This window comes from Colwellia sp. TT2012 (assembly GCF_001440345.1).
Taxonomy (GTDB): Bacteria; Pseudomonadota; Gammaproteobacteria; order Enterobacterales; family Alteromonadaceae; genus Colwellia.
In genome coordinates this window covers 62,046-78,250 of sequence record NZ_LJYX01000019.1, presented here as the reverse complement: position 1 = coordinate 78,250, position 16,205 = coordinate 62,046, and the positions used below count along the sequence as shown (strand labels likewise).

Here is a 16,205-nt window from a genome sequence, read left to right as displayed (position 1 = left end):
TTTGTGAGTAAAGAAGAAAAACAAATCACCTTAGGTAAAGTAGGCGCTGTTTATGGCATCAAAGGCTGGTTGAAAATTCATTCATTCACTGGTGAAACCGATGCCATACTTGACTATTTTCCTTGGTCATTAAAATTAGGGAATAAGACACAAACAGTAGAAATTACTGATTGGCGCAAGCATAACAAAGGCCTAATTGTGAAAGTGGCTGGTATTGATGACCGAGATATTGCGCAAGCATTAGTCGGTTCAGAGATACAAACCAGTGAAGCAGCGTTGCCAGAATTATCGCAAGATGATTTTTACTGGCGCGATTTAATAGGTATGTCTGTAGTGACTAACAAAGGTTACGACCTGGGTGTAGTTTCAGACATAATGGAAACTGGCGCTAATGATGTACTGGTTGTGAAAGCTAACTTAAATGATGGTTTTAGTAAAAAAGAGCGGTTAATCCCTTATCTTTTTGAACAAGTTATCGAGTCTGTTAGCATTGAAAATAAACAAATTTGTGTTGACTGGGATCCAGGTTTTTAACTTGTGACTAGCACTACCTCTGCTAAAGAGAATGACAAAATGTGGATTGGGGTGATAAGCCTTTTTCCCGAAATGTTTAATGCTATTACTGAGTATGGAGTAACAGGCCGAGCGATTCGTAATGGGCTTATTGACTTTCAGCAATGGAATCCAAGAGACTTTACCCATGATAAACATCGCACCGTTGATGATCGTCCTTATGGCGGTGGTCCGGGCATGTTAATGATGGTGCAACCATTACGCGATGCTATACATGCGGCAAGAGAAGCTGCGCGTAAAGATGCGCTAGAGTCTGGTGATGATGATAGTAATGTCAAAGTCATCTATTTGTCTCCGCAAGGAAGAAAGCTTGATCAACAAGGCGTACGTGAATTAGCACAACATAGCCGACTAGTATTTATTGCTGGCCGATATGAAGGCATAGACGAGCGATTAATCGCGTCAGATATTGACGAGGAATGGTCGGTCGGTGATTATATTTTAAGTGGTGGAGAACTCGCCGCTATGACTGTAATTGATGCCGTAGCACGGTTAGTGCCAGGTGTTTTGGGACATAAAGAATCAGCAGAGCAGGATTCCTTCTCTAACGGTTTATTAGATTGTCCTCATTATACTAGGCCTGAGGTAATGACGACTCCTGATGGAGACACTATGTCAGTACCTAAAGTGTTACTGAGTGGTAATCATGAACATATACGCTTATGGCGACAAGAGCAATCTTTGTTAAGAACATGGACTAGAAGACCCGAATTATTAACTAACCTAGCTCTGACAGCTGAGCAGGAAAAAGCGCTCGCTTTAATTAAAAAACAAGCGAAGCAAACCACTTAGACTGTGCACACTAGGAAGAAGGTATTATGAGTAAAATTCTTGATATGCTCGAACAAGAGCAATTGAAAACTGATCTACCAACATTCGCTCCGGGCGATACTGTTGTAGTTCAAGTAAAAGTTACCGAAGGTGAGAAATCACGTCTTCAAGCATTTGAAGGTGTTATTATTGCTGTTAAGAACCGTGGCTTACATTCTGCTTTCACTGTTCGTAAAATTTCGAACGGTGTTGGTGTAGAACGTGTATTCCAGACACATAGCCCAATTGTTGATTCAATCACAGTTAAACGTCGCGGTGATGTTCGTCAAGCTAAACTTTACTACTTGCGCGAGCTATCTGGCCGTAAAGCACGTATTAAAGAAAAATTGGCTAAGAAATAGAAATATTTTTTATACAGTTTTCTGTAAAGAAAGTTTGAAAAAAAGCCTGAATAATTCGTTATTCAGGCTTTTTTGTTTTTGTTGCCAGCAGTATTTAAATTTAGCTTCGTTTTCTTTTCAAATTTGATGAAATTAAAGAGAGTGACAATATGCTGATAAAGAGTAGAGCTATAGCAGGTGACTGCAAGGAAAAATCTACAGTCGAATGTAAAAGCATATGAATAATGGCTACGGCACAACCAAAAGAGATGCCTTGGTATAATGGGGTTTTACGCTTTGCTATGGTCTTAAGTGAAATAAACAAGCAATAAAGCACCATAGCGCCTAACAACAACGTTATAGGTAAACCGAGTTCAGCCGCAAATTGAATATAGTCATTATGTGCATGATCATAAAAGCCTGAATAGGGCTCAGCTTGATATTGAGAAAAGCTTGAATAGAAACTTCCTCCTCCCATACCAAATACTGGGTATTCTAATATCATAGGTATTGAATCACGTATTACCTCATCTCTTGTTTCTGAAGCTAAACTGGTTTCTAACAAACGTTGCTTGACCTTTTCTACACCAAAAATAGAGCCAATTAAGATAAGATCTAAGATAAAAAAGCTTAAGATTAACAGCCGTAAATACTTAGGTTTACGATTATAAAAGAAAAAAGCAAAAAGACTAATAGCAGCTAAAGCCAAGAAAAAGGCCGAGTTGCCCATGCGTGATCGCGTTAAAATTAAAGCAATGATCATAATGATCAAACTTAAACGAATCAGCATCTTACTACTCAATAAAACCAAGGCAATATCTCTAATTTTATGGCGTACTTGCTGACTCGAACCCTTTAAAGAGAGTTGACTGATCAATACACCAATACCAATAGACAAACACAGCGCTAAGTAATTAGCTAATTGATTTTTATAAATAAAACTGCCAACAGCTGCTGTTGAATAAGGGATATAAAAAATAGGCGATATCATACCCTCATTAAGGTTTAACCAACTAGCATACAAAGCCTGAATCAAGCCAGATATCAATAGGGTTAGGGCAAACTTATAAACCAATGTTTTGCTGTTTACATAATAAAAGACTAACCAAGCAAATAACGTTAACGCTAGCGTCTTTAATAGCATGATATGAGTCAGGGAAGGATCAAATGAAAGCGTTGAAAATGAACGGCCAAACAGCGTGCCCAAACCTGGCGTCATTTGCAGCACCAACCATAATGCAGTTACGCTTAAGGGCACAATAACCGCTAGAGAATATGAAGGACAAAGAAACGTTTTTTTATTTTTTATTGTAGAAAACAAATGTCCTAAAAATAAAGTAAATATAAAAAAATCAAGAGTCGAGCTTGCCCAAATTCTATTAGCGCCTAAGGGGATAGGAGCATAAATAATCAGCGCACACAGACTATAAAAAAAGAAGTTATTCAACGGAACCTTATTACTTGTGTAGTGGTATAGAGGAAAGCATAAAAAAGGAACTAATAGCGCTAATACTAAAAAAGATCCCGCAGGATCTTTTTTTATACAATAAGTAGGTTATTTATTGGTTGGGTGAAATTCCACCACCGCCACCGCCACCGCCAGAATCACCACGGTTAGTATTGCCCGTATTAACGTTATTATTTCCAGGATTGCCTGCTGCAGTAGCCTCAGAAGCAATGGTAGCATCAACGCCACTTGCAATAGCGATAGCAGTAACTGTATCGCCATCTACACCAGCATCAGTTGCAATCTTTAATATATTAGCAATGAGGGGAGAGTCTATACCAAGCGCGATTATTGCTGATGCAATCAATGTTTCAGCAGCCTCAGTGTTTGCGCCTACTGCAGCAATTGCAGTAGCAACTAACGAATCAGCTAAATCTGGATTATTAGTAATCGAAGCGATTAATGCTGCATTCAGGTCACAGCCTTTCGTTATTGCAATATCAAGGTCTTTTGTATCTGCAATATCAACGTTACATTCATTTGTTATGGCAGTATCAATAATTTTTTGTGCTGCTGGATCAATATCCATCGCATGAGCTGGCATCATTGTTGCGCTTAACGAGACTAAAAGTGCTGCAGCTAGAGTGTTCTTGTTCATAGCGTTGTTCCCTCCCATACTATAATTGCGCTTATGATAACTTAATAGGTGAATAAACACACCCTAAACTAGACTCTTTTGCCATCAAAGTTAATGTTTTTTGTATGAAGTTTCCTTGAAGTCCATCACAATCAAGCTCTGACAATAATTGCTGGGTTTCTAAACTATCTACATGACTGGTTAATATTTTAATGCCTACGCCATGACCAATTTGTGTCACCGCTTGAATAAAATGTTTGTTCTCAAGATTTATCTCAAGTTCATGGATATAAGCGCCATCGATTTTTAGATAATCGACATCTAAACCCTTCAGGTATTTAAAAGAAGTAAAGCTTGCGCCAAAACGGTCAATACATATTTCAATGCCTAAAGATTTTACCGACTGTATAAATTTAATACTTGAATCTATGCCAGCAAGAATCGCTTCTTCATTAATCTCAAAAACCAAACGGGGCAGGTTACTGCTATTTTCTTCAATAAAATGTGCCAGCCAACGTCTAAACTCTGCACTATGCAATGATTGATGGGTAAGGTTAATGGCTATTTTACTATTTAAATTGATATCAGTTAAATTGGCTAATTTATTTAACACCAATTTATCTAACTCTTGTGATTTGTTGGTACGCTCAGCCATAGAATATAACTGGTTGTTCGCGACAACTTCATTATTGATTATAAATTTACTAAACAATTCATAATATAAAACGTCATCATCGCTTGTTGAGTCATTAGTCGTTGAAATTACTGGTTGAAAGGTAAACTCAATCGGGTTTGTTTTCACTAAATCATCAATAAGCTGAGACCACTGATGTAAGCCATGTGGGGTTTGGCTATTAGTATTAGTATCGTTATAAACTTCACCTAAAGACGTAGCCGATTTTTCTTGTGTTAACAAGGTATCTAATTTTGCTAACAACTCACTCAGTGCTTCGCTATTATTATAAGTGGTTGCCACTAACTTACCAAAACCTGCTTCATAATACTGAGAGTTCAAAATAGAAAATTCATTATTAAGTTGTTCACAAAATCTTATTACCTCATCACCGACAGTATTAATAGTAAAAAAGAAACTGCCACCATTGACGCGATAAACTTTAGCCCCTATAAATGAGTTTAACTGCTGGGTAATCAGTTGGGCTGCTTGACAAACATACTCATCACCGGCCTTATAACCTAGCTTAGTATTAATACTTTGTAATGAGTGTAATTGTACTAACCCCAAGGTGGCATGGTCGTTAGGCTGCAAATCATTCAGTGTTATTTTAAACTGGCTTTCAAAAGCACGACGATTACCTAATTGAGTTAAATCATCGATAAATAATTCTTTAGTCAATTTGTTCGCTTGTTTACTGGCTAAATCAAAAGACGCTTGTATATTACTCACCATTATATTCATGGCATTAATAACGGCTTTAAGCTCTCGGGTCACAGGAAGTTTTTTAATAAAAGTGAAGTCTTTCTTACTAACAGCGTTTGCTTGGGCCTCTACTTGAGATAACGGATTTAACACAGCACGTAATATTAAATGGGCAACTAAGAATGAAAATAGCGCAATCACCAAAGAGGAATAAAAATTATTAATAGCATGTTGCCATAGCTTCACATAAGAAGAGCCAACATGACTTTGAAAACTTAATATGCCGGCAATGTTCCAACCATTATTTACTTCACTTGACATAATTGGCGGTGTTAATTGAAAAAGGTTAATAAACCATGAGGGCACACCATCAATAACCCTATTATTTTCACGAGACATTATAATTTTATTATCAAGGTCGGTTAGTGAAACTTTTTGATAATAGCCCGAGTCAAAAATTGCCACTATCATGGTTTCAGCAATCATTAAATTTTCACCATCCATATAAGGTGAAATTGACAAGCCAACACTGGTCGCTGCATCTTGAGCGTGACTCTGCATTTGATCGTTTAAATAAGTACGAGTGGTATCGACACTTACCCAAGAAGCGCCAATAAAAGTAATTAACGCGATACCAATGACTAAGCTATAAAGCTGTGTTCTTAAACTTATTCCTGTTTTAACTGAAACAGTCATATTTATTACTTCCCTGCGAAATTATTATTTTTTATATTACTTTTAAATGGTTTAAGCTATTTTAGGCTTAGTTAACGGTGGCGAATGTTTGCATTTCACCTCCTTCAATGCGCTGTACTAAGTTGTTCCAAGCGGAAACACCTCGGCTATTTGTTACCTTTCGACCTAAACCTCTTGCTTTAGCCATCCATAATCCCTCGGCATTAAAGCTATAAATAGGTTTTAAGTCTCGTCTTTTACTTGCCAGTAACACTTTAGGATTAAAGTTATCTAAAACAAAAGGTACATCTTTTGGGTTTTCAAAATAAATTAATACCATGTGCGGTTGGTTTACGGTTAGCTGACGAACATACATCAAACGTAATTTATTAGGATCTACACCTAAAGAGGTCAAAGTGAAATATTTTGCAATGGCAAAGTCTTCACAATCGCCCTTACCACGGCCAATGGTTTCAACAGGTGAAGCCCAGTAATCTTTTTTTCCCCATAAAAGTAGATCATCTTGGTAAGTAATGGCTTTATTAAAAAAGTGATTCACTTTGTTAATTTTAGCCCAATCACTGTCTGACTGATTATTAACAATGATATCACGCCATTTTTCAGCACGGTTTTTTGCTGCTGCACCGTAAGTCGAGGTCAGTTTTTGATAAAAGGAAGCCGAAAAAAAATCATCTAATTGACTGGATGATGGGCAAGATAATATGATTAACAATAACCATAATAGGGTGTTAACGTTTTTCAAAACACTCCTTAGTTTACTTGTACATCATTAAGGGATTAACCGTTGAAAAGCATTAAATAATGTTAATGATTATAAATCAACAAAAATCGGTAGAACTAATAAAATCAACAGGTATTTGAATAGTCTGACATCCCTTAGTCGTGAATAACAAATTGTACAGGGATATTGCATATCATAGCCGAATGAGAATAGAGCCAATGAGAAATTCATTTTTACTACGTTAGATGATTTAACGTAATGTTATACCTTTTTCATTGGTAATACCTCAGCCTATTATCAATGAAAGAGGGAAATAAGAATTGCTAATATTTACAGCGTAAGTATAATCTTTTTTCGATTTAAGGGACGGGTCATTAATTCTCAGATGATACGGATATTAAGTAAAAACGTCATAATTCTTTCATAGCTAAAAAGTTACTACTCTCTTACTCTCCTTACTCTCCTTACTCTCTTAGACACTAATTTTAATAATATCGTAGATAATAGGCTGTATATGAAAATTACAAAAGCTGTTCTTCCTGTTGCGGGACTAGGTACTAGAATGTTACCTGCCACTAAAGCCATCCCCAAAGAAATGCTGCCTATTGTTGACATACCGCTTATTCAATATGTTGTCAGTGAAGCGGTTGCCGCAGGCATAAATGAAATTGTCTTAGTCACCCACAGCAGTAAAAATGCCATAGAAAACCACTTTGATAAAAGTTTTGAACTTGAAGCTGCCCTTGAATCAAGGGTTAAACGTAGTTTACTCGAAGAAATTCGCGGCATTATTCCAAAAGGCGTTACCATTATAACGGTACGTCAAGCGCAACCGTTAGGGTTAGGCCATGCCATATTAACGGCTCGCCCCATAATAGGTGACAACCCTTTTGCGGTATTATTACCTGACGTAATAGTCGATAAATATCAAAGTGATCATCGTCGTGACAATTTAGCGCAAATGATCGAACGTTTTGAAACAACTCAACATAGTCAAATAATGGTAGAGCCTGTTCCTAATGAACAAGTGAATCAATATGGAGTGGTTGATGTAAGCGGCGTAACAATGAAGCCCGGAGACAGTGTTAAAATTACCGACATGGTAGAAAAACCAGCCATTGGTGAAGCACCGAGCAATTTAGCCATTACTGGCCGTTACGTATTATCAAACAAAGTTTGGGATTTACTTGAATTCACCCCGCCTGGCGCTGGCGGAGAAATTCAATTAACGGATGCACTTCATCAATTAAAAAGACTAGAAACGGTAGATGCTTATCATATAATAGGTAAGTCGCATGACTGCGGTTCAAAACTCGGTTACATGTTAGCTAACGTAGAATACGGCATGCAGTGTGGGAAATTAGGCGAAGACTTTAAGGCCGCATTATACGAAATGTTAGCCTTTGACGATGCCAAAAAAATAAGCAAAAAAGCCATAGAATCCATTTTGCTATCATAAATAAAGGTTAAGCTTTAGCCTGTCAATTGTAGGTCGGGGCTTGACCCGACAACAGGCTAAAGATCGCAGCGAGAAAAGTCATTGTAAAAGGCGTTTTAATCTCGAATAACAATCACAATAAATTTAAACCAACGTATAGCGAAAAACGTTTATGAAGGTTAATTAGAATTCAGCCATATAATGGTTATTTAAAAGGGTTACCGAATAATGAAAGTTACAATTGCAGGTACAGGTTACGTAGGTTTATCAAACGCAGTTTTGCTTGCGCAACACAATGAAGTTGTAGCATTTGATATTTTACAAGACAAAGTAGACCTTATTAATAATAAAAAATCACCTTTTTCAGATGTTGAAGTTGAAGACTTTCTAGCAAATAAAGAGCTCAACCTAACAGCTACAACAGATAAAAACGTGGCTTATGCCAATGCTGATTATGTAATTATTGCAACACCAACCGATTACGATGAAGTAAACAATAAATTTAATACCTCATCGGTTGAAGCGGTTATAAAAGATGTTATGGCAATTAACCCTACCGCTGTAATGATAATTAAATCTACCGTACCAGTAGGTTTTACCAAGCGTATAAAACAAAAGCTTTGTTGCAGCAATATCATATTTTCACCTGAGTTTTTACGTGAAGGTAAAGCGCTTTACGATAACCTTCATCCATCAAGAATTATCGTAGGTGAAAAATCAGAGCGCGCACAAGAATTTGCTAATTTATTAGCCCAAGGTGCTATCAAACAAGATATCGAAATTCTGTTAACTGACTCAACAGAAGCTGAAGCGGTAAAGCTATTCTCAAATACCTACCTAGCAATGCGTGTTTCATACTTTAATGAATTAGATACTTACGCTGAAACCCACGGTTTAGACACAAAACAAATCATCGAAGGTGTCGGGCTAGACCCACGCATAGGTAATCACTATAACAATCCTTCATTTGGTTATGGCGGCTATTGTTTACCAAAAGATACTAAGCAGCTTAGAGCTAACTTTGAAGATGTGCCAAATACCCTGATCAGTTCAATTGTTGAATCTAACATAGTGCGTAAAGACCATATTGCTTTCTCCATTATTAACAAAAATCCAAAGGTTGTAGGCATATATCGCCTTATTATGAAAACAGGCTCTGACAATTTCAGAGCTTCAGCTATACAAGGTATAATGAAGCGTATTAAAGCCAAAGGCATTAAAGTGATTTTGTTTGAACCTGAACTAAAAGAAGATGAATTTTTCCATTCAAAGGTTTATAAAGACTTAAATGAATTTAAAGCTATATCAGATGTAATTGTATCGAATCGCATGTGTGACGCCTTGAATGATGTGGTGGATAAGGTTTATACCAGAGATTTGTTTGGAAGTGATTAACACGTAATTTTTTTATGTTACTCGATTTTTGCCGTTCATCATTTTAGAAGTATATTTAATGCTCATTTCTATTTGTTTATGTACATATAAAAGAGCTCATTTACTTGATACGTTAATGAGCTTGGCTGACCTAAATATTCCTAAAAATTCAACGATAGAAGTTATTGTTGTTGATAATGATGAGAATTGTTCAGGAATAAAAATAGTTAATGAAATACGTGGCTCGTATCCCTATTCATTGATTTATAAGAGTGAACCCAAGAAAAATATATCAGCAGCAAGGAATATGACTTTATCTCAGGCCTCTGGTGAATGGATTGCTTTTCTTGATGATGATGAAGTCGCAGATAAAAACTGGCTTGTATCGTTATTTAACACCGCAAAAACGTATAAAGCTCAAGCCGTTTTTGGGCGAGTGATATCAACATACCCTGAAAATACGCCATCGTGGATAATAACAGGTGGTTTTTTTGATCGTATCGAAAGAGCTACAGGCACTGAAGTAAGTAGCGGAGCGTGTAATTGTACTTTGGTTAGTCTGTCTGCAATAGACGGGCAGTTATTTGATTTAGTGTATGGATTGAGTGGTGGCGAAGATGCTGATTTTTTCCATCGACTTCATAAAAAAGGCCATAGACTAGTTTATTGTCAAGAAGCTATTGTATCGGAAGAAATTGAAAAAAATAGACTGTGTATTGAGTTTCTTATTAAGAGAAAAATACGTATTGGTAGTAGTTTTACTAAGTACAGGTATCATGACAAGCCATTAAGTCAAAAGACTAAATATTTTGTTAAAAATTTAGTCTTTTTATGTGTTGAAAGCATATTAACCGTTTTAAGTTACCCATTTGGTAAGGTACACCATTATAAATGGTTACTTAAAAGTGCCGATAGGTACGGAAAGCTAAAGTATTTCTATCAGAATAAACTTCAAGACTTGTATTAAGCGTGTATGAAATAATGTTATTAGTAGAATTTCAATGAAAAATAATAAACACCAATGGATTGATATTGTAAAAGGTATTGGTATTTTAACTATTGTCATCGGGCATATTACAGATGGTATCTTACGTGAAATACTATTTTTATTTCACGTGCCGCTGTTTTTCTTCCTGAGTGGCTACTTATTTAAGCAACCACAAGAGTTGAAAAGCTTTATCAACAAAAAAACTAATGCTTTACTTATTCCTTATGCTAGTTTTTTAATGGTGTTTTCTTCATTATTGTTATTGAAAGAATGGCTTAAAACGCATGAGATTAATATTGCCCTAATAACCGATGCCTTATGGGGCGGTCAGGCATTAACTGGAGAGTTATCCGTTTTTTGGTTTATAACCAGTTTATTTCTAACGCAGATTGTTTTTGCCTTAATCGCTACTGTTGCTAATAAGAAGGTTTTATCAATTATTATGTTGATTTCGCTGCTCTTAGCTTATATTGCTGAACCATTTATGCAAGATAAAAGCTATTTCTGGGCAGTTAATACCGTACTTTATGCACTACCATTTTACTATGCTGGTTACCTGTACAAACAATTTAATACTTCAGTCACCTCAATCATCAATCATTTTTGTATTGTATATACCGTTTTGTTTTTTATCGCGTTTAGTCTAATGCCGGAAATTTTTTATATCGACATTAAATATTCTAATTTAGGCATGCCAATTATCTCGTTTGTATTGTCGTTAACCGTAACGGTTGTGATTTTTATTGTCGCTCAAAAAACAAGTGATATGAGCCATTTAGCAAAGCCTTTTGTTATGTTAGGAGGCATGTCGATGACGATCATGTATCTGCATCAACCATTACAAATTACGGTAAAACATGGTTTTAATTTAGATAATCAATTTTTTCTTATTTTGCTCACTATTTTATTCTCTATTTTTTGTCATTATATGCTTTCACGTACTCGGTTAAGTCGTCAGTATTTTTTTGGTGGGAAATAAGATTATGTACTTTGTGCGATTACTTGAAAAATATGGCTTTGCTTTAGTCTTGCTTTTTTGTTTCGGATTTTTTACACCCGATTTAACGCCAAAGCTAGGTTTAATGTTTGAAGAAAGTTATAAAGCATCTGGTGACACTAAAGGTAACGTGGTTAAACAAGCCTTTTGGCTTTTCATGTTTTTCTTTTTTATGTGGCGCAGTGTTAAATGTCCTTATGTCTTTGATAAAAGAAAAGCAGGATTAATTTTAGTACTACTGATGTTATGTGGTATTGCACTGGTTAGTGTCTTGTGGTCTGATTTCCCACAATTAACAATTAAACGAAGCATATTTCAAATGCTTTTCTGTTTCACAGTTGTTACATCACTATATTTTACTTTGTACCATAATAATTTTGAAAAATGTTTAGTTATTGCAAGTGTTTTAATTCTATTGTTAACGCTTGTAGCTGTATTAAAAGGGACCGGTTTCTCAACAGGAGGCTCTTTAATTGGATTTAGTAAAGGTAAAAATATGTTGGGGCAAAATATCATGGTTTTGCTGGCCTTAATGTTTTTAACTCTCAAAATGAATGTAACATCAAGTAGAATTCTAATTTATTTGGCTGCTGTGTTTTTTGTTTTATTACTTATGACACAAAGTAAAACCAGTATTATGCTATTTGCACTATTTTCAGTTTTGTTTAAATATTTACCTAATTTAAGCCGATTACTTATCCCCAGTTTATTTATAGTTCTTTGTAGTATATTTATTCTAATTCCATCGTTTAGCTATTTTTTTGTTGATTTTATTCATATTGGTAATTATATCAGTCCTAGTGCTATTACAGGACGCGGCCTTATTTGGACCACGTTGTATGATGATTTGGATATTTATAATAAATTTTATTTAGGTTATGGCTATAGCTCTTATTTTCAGACAGGTGTAGTACCACTAATGTTTGACGATGACTGGAGTTATTTAAAACGAATTGGTTCTACTCACAATGGCTATATCGATATACTAATACAATTAGGTGTTATAGGTTCATGTGCTGTTATGGCAATAATTATATTTATTTATAAAGGGATAAATAATAATTATTTGAAAATCGCTTGTATTATTCCGATTATTTATAATTTTACAGAAGCTACATTTATGCGTGATCAAACCATGATGTGGTTTTTTACCCTTATTATATTTGCTATTAGTCGTGCTGCATTACCTGTAAAACGAGAGTCAAAATGAAAAAAGTATTTACGAATAGAATCACGTGGTTGGATTCATGCCGCGGATTAGCAATTATGTTGTTAATTGCTGTTCATTACGTTGGTGCACTCGAATCAAGAGAGTTAATTACAAAAGATATTTTAGTTTTAATTAAATCTATTTTACGTGTTGCTACGCCTTATTTTATATTAATGTTTGGTTTTACTTTTGCGATTGCTTACGGAAAAAAAATACAAAGCTTACATGATGTAAAAAGCCTGTATTTTAACCTGATGCCACGTCTAGGTCTTGTTTTGCTTGGACGAGAAGTTATTGTTTTAGCTACAGCTGTTAGATACCCCGAAATGCAAGAGTATTTATTGAGCACTTTATTTTATCAAAGCTTTTCAAGGTCGGGTGAAATACTAAGCTTTTATTTTTTTGCTATTGCTTGTGCACCATTAGTTTTGTATTGGCTGCAATCAATGAAAAAAGTAATAAGCTTATTCGTTATCATAATAACTTACTCTGTTAGTTATTATATTGGTAGTCATTATGCTACCGAATTTCCGACTATGTGGTTTCGTTTTCTATTTTATAATGTATATCCGTTCTTCCCGTTTTTTAGTTTGGTGATGTTAGGAATGCTACTTGCTAGACTCTATAAACAGATCTCTACCGATAAATTGAGAATGTTATTGTTTGGTTGCATGAGTCTAATATTTATTGTATTAGGCTCTGTGATTTTACAATATGTTAGCAAAACACCCTTACTTTCTTTAGCTAACGCAGAACTTAAAGCTCCCCCTCATCCTTCATATGTATTGATATATACAGGTATTGCTATTTTTATTAGCAGTGTTTTGGCGCTTCTATCGACAAAGAAATGGGCTCCACAGATTATTTTCTCATTTTTAGACGTAATCGGAAGAAACTCGTTATTAGCTTACGTACTGCATTATTTTTTATTCATAGCGACACCTATTTCACAACTTGTTTTTACAACAAAAAGCACGATAAATGAACTATCTATATTTGTTGTGATTCTTTTAACTATGTTTGGGCTAATTTATTATCGAGATTCTCAAAAAATAGCCGCAAGCACTAAAAAAATGGTAATAAAATGAAAGTCGCAGTAATACACGATTGGCTAGTGGTAAACGGTGGTGCTGAAAAAGTGCTAGAAGAAATATTAGCCATCTACCCACAAGCTGAGGTTTTTACTTTAGTTGATTATTTACCTGAGCAAGATCGAGCATGGTTAGGTGATCGTAAAATACATACCTCGTTTATACATAGGTTACCTTTTGCTAAAAGTAAATACCGTAATTACTTCCCACTGTTTCCTATTGCTATTGAGCAGTTCGACATGTCGCCATTTGACCTGATTATATCGTCAAGTTACGCCGTAGCTAAAGGCGTGATCACAGGGCCGGAACAAACGCATATTAGTTATTGTCATTCACCTGCGCGTTATGCATGGGATCTACAAGCACAATATTTAAAAGAAAGTAATATGGAGCGTGGCCTTAAATCGACCATTGCTCGTTATTTCCTACATAAATTTAGAATTTGGGATACCAGAACAGCCAATGGTGTTGACGCCTTTATTGCCAACTCTAACTTTATAAAAAAACGTATTCATAAATGTTATCGCCGTGAAGCTGAGGTCATTAATCCTCCGGTAAAATTATCGCAATTTACCTTAGCAACTCACAAAGAAGACTTTTATTTGACCGCATCAAGAATGGTGCCTTATAAGCGTATTGATTTGGTTGTTAAAGCGTTTACTAAAATGCCAGATAAAAAGCTAAAAGTGATTGGTGAAGGACCTGAGTTTAATAAAATAAAAAAAATAGCGGAAGGTTACGCGAATATTGAACTGTTAGGTTTTCAGTCTAACGAAGTACTAATCGACAATATGCAAAAAGCCAAAGCGTTTATTTTTGCTGCCGAAGAAGACTTTGGTATTATTCCCGTTGAAGCGCAAGCTTGTGGCACACCGGTTATTGCTTACGGTAAAGGTGGATGTTTAGAAACCGTTGTTGATGGCGGTTCAGGGTTACATTTTGCCGAGCAAACCGTTCCAAGTGTCGTTGATGCAGTTACACGTTTTGAAGCTATGCCGGTATTTTTACCTGAAAAGGTTAGAGAAAATGCAGAATTATTTTCTATTGACTCTTTTCGTCAAAAATTAAAAGCAGTGATTGAAAAAACGTTAGCGGAAAGAGCCGCTCGATGAATGTTTTACATATCCATCAAGATTACCCCGATGGTCGGCCTTACCCATTCACTAAAGCTGTAGCGAATTTAATTTCGAGTTGTGAATTACAAGATACCAATATTAAACATACGGTAGTTTCTATTAATCGTAGCTCTAACCCATTTAGTCTCTCGTCTAAGTCGTTTGAGCAAGGCATAAGTATTGTTTATTGGGCGATACCCTTACCGTTTCTTTATTATTTTTCAATGAAGCTCAGTGCTTGTTATATTCACCAAAAAATTAAACACCTAAATATTGATTTAATTCATGGCCACAAATTAACCAGTGAAGGTGTGTTGGCTTATTTTTTAGCACAAAAAATGAATAAACCTTATGTGTTATCAGTACGTGGTGGTAGTGATATGCATAATATAAGACGTTTACCGCAGCATAAAAATTTATTTAGTAAAGTGTTTATGCAAGCTAAAAAGGTCTTTTGGGTAAGTGCATGGGCTAAAGTCCCTGTGCAAAAAATCCTTGATATTGATTTGGCAATTATCGCTAAAACGAGTTTGTTACCTAATATCTGCAATATCAACCTGTCATACCCGCAGCAAGATGCCGATTTACGTCATGGTTATGTAACAGCGGTAAGTTATCATCAATATAAGCGTAAAGGCTTAGCTGAATTGATAGAAGCTATAGCAGCGATTAATAAACAGAACTCATCGATAGAGTTAACTGTTTATGGCTCTGGGGATGCTGTTTATCAAACCGAAATAGAAAACCTGATTGTTAAACATAATGCTGTCGCTTGTGTGCATTTAAAAGGGCAAGTTTCTCAACAAGTGTTATTAAGCGCGATGAGCCAGAGTAAAGGCTTTTTATTACCAGCAATGAATGAAACCTTTGGTATGGCATATATTGAAGCGTTATCGGTAGGTTGCCCTATTTTATATGTTGAAAATACCGGTATTGATGGTTATTTCAATAATGTTTGTATTGGTGAAAAAATCACCGCGGTTAATGTTGCGCAATTGATAGCAAGCATAACAAAAATAGACAAAAATAATGCCCAGCTATGTAACAGTATTAAAAAATACCAAGAGGATAATTGTTTATCCTTTTACACTGCGGAGCAAGTTGGAAAGGATTATTTAAATAATTTAGCCTTAGATAACTTAAATTCCAATACTTTATATTCAAGTAAACAAGCAGAAATAACATGATTAAAATACTTTTTTATTACCTCTTTTTAAGTAAATTACCCTCAGCACGTTTTACCCCTATTTTTTCTAACTGGCGTGTTTGGTATTTTAAAAATGTACTGAACATCATGGCGACAGGTGGTAATCCCGCCATGATTGGCGGTGGTGTTTATATTGCGAAAGGCAAAAAAGTTACTTTTGGTAGTGGCTGTCGTATCAATGA

The 16,205-nt window shown here is 35.5% G+C and carries 15 protein-coding genes; 11 read left to right on the top strand and 4 right to left on the bottom strand.

The genetic code is table 11. The annotated features are described in order from the left end of the window. The first annotated feature begins 3 nt into the window (after positions 1–3). Genes rimM through rplS form a run of 3 tightly spaced genes read left to right on the top strand, consistent with a single transcriptional unit; the run spans position 4 to position 1,745 of the window. On the top strand, positions 4–534 hold the full coding sequence (gene rimM / locus ASU03_RS13735; protein WP_057832373.1) for a ribosome maturation factor RimM: 531 nt from the start codon (positions 4–6) through the stop codon (positions 532–534). A 39-nt stretch (positions 535–573) separates the two neighbouring features. Beyond that, complete coding sequence (trmD, locus tag ASU03_RS13730) at positions 574–1,365, top strand: tRNA (guanosine(37)-N1)-methyltransferase TrmD (protein ID WP_057832372.1); 792 nt, start codon at positions 574–576, stop codon at positions 1,363–1,365. Between the two features lie 26 nt (positions 1,366–1,391). Beyond that, positions 1,392–1,745, top strand: a complete 354-nt coding sequence (gene rplS / locus ASU03_RS13725) for a 50S ribosomal protein L19 (RefSeq protein WP_057832371.1) — start codon at positions 1,392–1,394, stop codon at positions 1,743–1,745. A 100-nt stretch (positions 1,746–1,845) separates the two neighbouring features. Here rplS and ASU03_RS13720 read toward each other — a convergent pair whose 3' ends face one another. The 4 genes from ASU03_RS13720 to ASU03_RS13705 all read right to left on the bottom strand — a co-directional run bounded on the left by ASU03_RS13720 (position 1,846) and on the right by ASU03_RS13705 (position 6,624). Continuing rightward, positions 1,846–3,171, bottom strand: a complete 1,326-nt coding sequence (locus ASU03_RS13720; RefSeq protein ID WP_057832370.1) for an O-antigen ligase family protein — start codon at positions 3,169–3,171, stop codon at positions 1,846–1,848. Between the two features lie 112 nt (positions 3,172–3,283). Continuing rightward, positions 3,284–3,829 carry a hypothetical protein gene (locus tag ASU03_RS13715; protein ID WP_157465906.1) on the bottom strand — a complete coding sequence of 182 codons (546 nt, stop codon included), beginning with the start codon at positions 3,827–3,829 and terminating at the stop codon, positions 3,284–3,286. A 31-nt stretch (positions 3,830–3,860) separates the two neighbouring features. Further along, positions 3,861–5,882 carry a bifunctional diguanylate cyclase/phosphodiesterase gene (locus ASU03_RS13710; RefSeq protein ID WP_057832368.1) on the bottom strand — a complete coding sequence of 674 codons (2,022 nt, stop codon included), beginning with the start codon at positions 5,880–5,882 and terminating at the stop codon, positions 3,861–3,863. Positions 5,883–5,949: 67 nt separating this feature from the next. Continuing rightward, positions 5,950–6,624, bottom strand: a complete 675-nt coding sequence (locus ASU03_RS13705; protein ID WP_057832367.1) for a transglutaminase-like cysteine peptidase — start codon at positions 6,622–6,624, stop codon at positions 5,950–5,952. A 493-nt stretch (positions 6,625–7,117) separates the two neighbouring features. On the opposite strand from ASU03_RS13705, the gene galU reads away from it, so the two are divergent. The 8 genes from galU to ASU03_RS13665 all read left to right on the top strand — a co-directional run bounded on the left by galU (position 7,118) and on the right by ASU03_RS13665 (position 16,003). Continuing rightward, positions 7,118–8,062 (top strand): UTP--glucose-1-phosphate uridylyltransferase GalU, encoded by a 945-nt coding sequence (gene galU, locus ASU03_RS13700; protein ID WP_057832366.1) that lies wholly within the window; start codon positions 7,118–7,120, stop codon positions 8,060–8,062. A 207-nt stretch (positions 8,063–8,269) separates the two neighbouring features. Next, positions 8,270–9,436 carry a nucleotide sugar dehydrogenase gene (locus ASU03_RS13695; RefSeq protein ID WP_057832365.1) on the top strand — a complete coding sequence of 389 codons (1,167 nt, stop codon included), beginning with the start codon at positions 8,270–8,272 and terminating at the stop codon, positions 9,434–9,436. A gap of 58 nt (positions 9,437–9,494) precedes the next feature. After that, positions 9,495–10,382 (top strand): glycosyltransferase family 2 protein, encoded by an 888-nt coding sequence (locus ASU03_RS13690; RefSeq protein WP_082627285.1) that lies wholly within the window; start codon positions 9,495–9,497, stop codon positions 10,380–10,382. Between the two features lie 34 nt (positions 10,383–10,416). Beyond that, entirely contained in the window at positions 10,417–11,382 is a 966-nt protein-coding gene (locus ASU03_RS13685; RefSeq protein WP_057832363.1) for an acyltransferase family protein, read from the top strand. Positions 11,383–11,386: 4 nt separating this feature from the next. Continuing rightward, positions 11,387–12,610: an O-antigen ligase family protein gene (locus ASU03_RS13680; RefSeq protein WP_057832362.1), complete on the top strand. Its 1,224-nt coding sequence runs from the start codon at positions 11,387–11,389 to the stop codon at positions 12,608–12,610. Beyond that, on the top strand, positions 12,607–13,698 hold the full coding sequence (locus tag ASU03_RS13675) for an acyltransferase family protein (RefSeq protein WP_057832361.1): 1,092 nt from the start codon (positions 12,607–12,609) through the stop codon (positions 13,696–13,698). Before ASU03_RS13680 ends, ASU03_RS13675 begins: the two co-directional genes overlap by 4 nt. Next, complete coding sequence (locus ASU03_RS13670; protein ID WP_057832360.1) at positions 13,695–14,813, top strand: glycosyltransferase family 4 protein; 1,119 nt, start codon at positions 13,695–13,697, stop codon at positions 14,811–14,813. Before ASU03_RS13675 ends, ASU03_RS13670 begins: the two co-directional genes overlap by 4 nt. Then, the gene (locus ASU03_RS13665; RefSeq protein WP_057832359.1) at positions 14,810–16,003 is read left to right on the top strand and encodes a glycosyltransferase; all 1,194 of its coding nucleotides are present in this window, start codon (positions 14,810–14,812) and stop codon (positions 16,001–16,003) included. Before ASU03_RS13670 ends, ASU03_RS13665 begins: the two co-directional genes overlap by 4 nt. Positions 16,004–16,205 lie beyond the last annotated feature (202 nt).

Bases quoted from the DNA above. Each gene is read 5' to 3' on its own strand.
- ASU03_RS13690 (WP_082627285.1), top strand. From the start codon at position 9,495: ATGCTCATTTCTATTTGTTTATGTACATATAAAAGAGCTCATTTACTT.
- ASU03_RS13680 (WP_057832362.1), top strand. From the start codon at position 11,387: ATGTACTTTGTGCGATTACTTGAAAAATATGGCTTTGCTTTAGTCTTG.
- ASU03_RS13695 (WP_057832365.1), top strand. From the start codon at position 8,270: ATGAAAGTTACAATTGCAGGTACAGGTTACGTAGGTTTATCAAACGCA.
- ASU03_RS13670 (WP_057832360.1), top strand. From the start codon at position 13,695: ATGAAAGTCGCAGTAATACACGATTGGCTAGTGGTAAACGGTGGTGCT.
- ASU03_RS13665 (WP_057832359.1), top strand. From the start codon at position 14,810: ATGAATGTTTTACATATCCATCAAGATTACCCCGATGGTCGGCCTTAC.
- ASU03_RS13715 (WP_157465906.1), bottom strand. From the start codon at position 3,829: ATGAACAAGAACACTCTAGCTGCAGCACTTTTAGTCTCGTTAAGCGCA.
- ASU03_RS13710 (WP_057832368.1), bottom strand. From the start codon at position 5,882: ATGACTGTTTCAGTTAAAACAGGAATAAGTTTAAGAACACAGCTTTAT.
- trmD (WP_057832372.1), top strand. From the start codon at position 574: ATGTGGATTGGGGTGATAAGCCTTTTTCCCGAAATGTTTAATGCTATT.
- ASU03_RS13685 (WP_057832363.1), top strand. From the start codon at position 10,417: ATGAAAAATAATAAACACCAATGGATTGATATTGTAAAAGGTATTGGT.
- galU (WP_057832366.1), top strand. From the start codon at position 7,118: ATGAAAATTACAAAAGCTGTTCTTCCTGTTGCGGGACTAGGTACTAGA.
- ASU03_RS13675 (WP_057832361.1), top strand. From the start codon at position 12,607: ATGAAAAAAGTATTTACGAATAGAATCACGTGGTTGGATTCATGCCGC.
- rplS (WP_057832371.1), top strand. From the start codon at position 1,392: ATGAGTAAAATTCTTGATATGCTCGAACAAGAGCAATTGAAAACTGAT.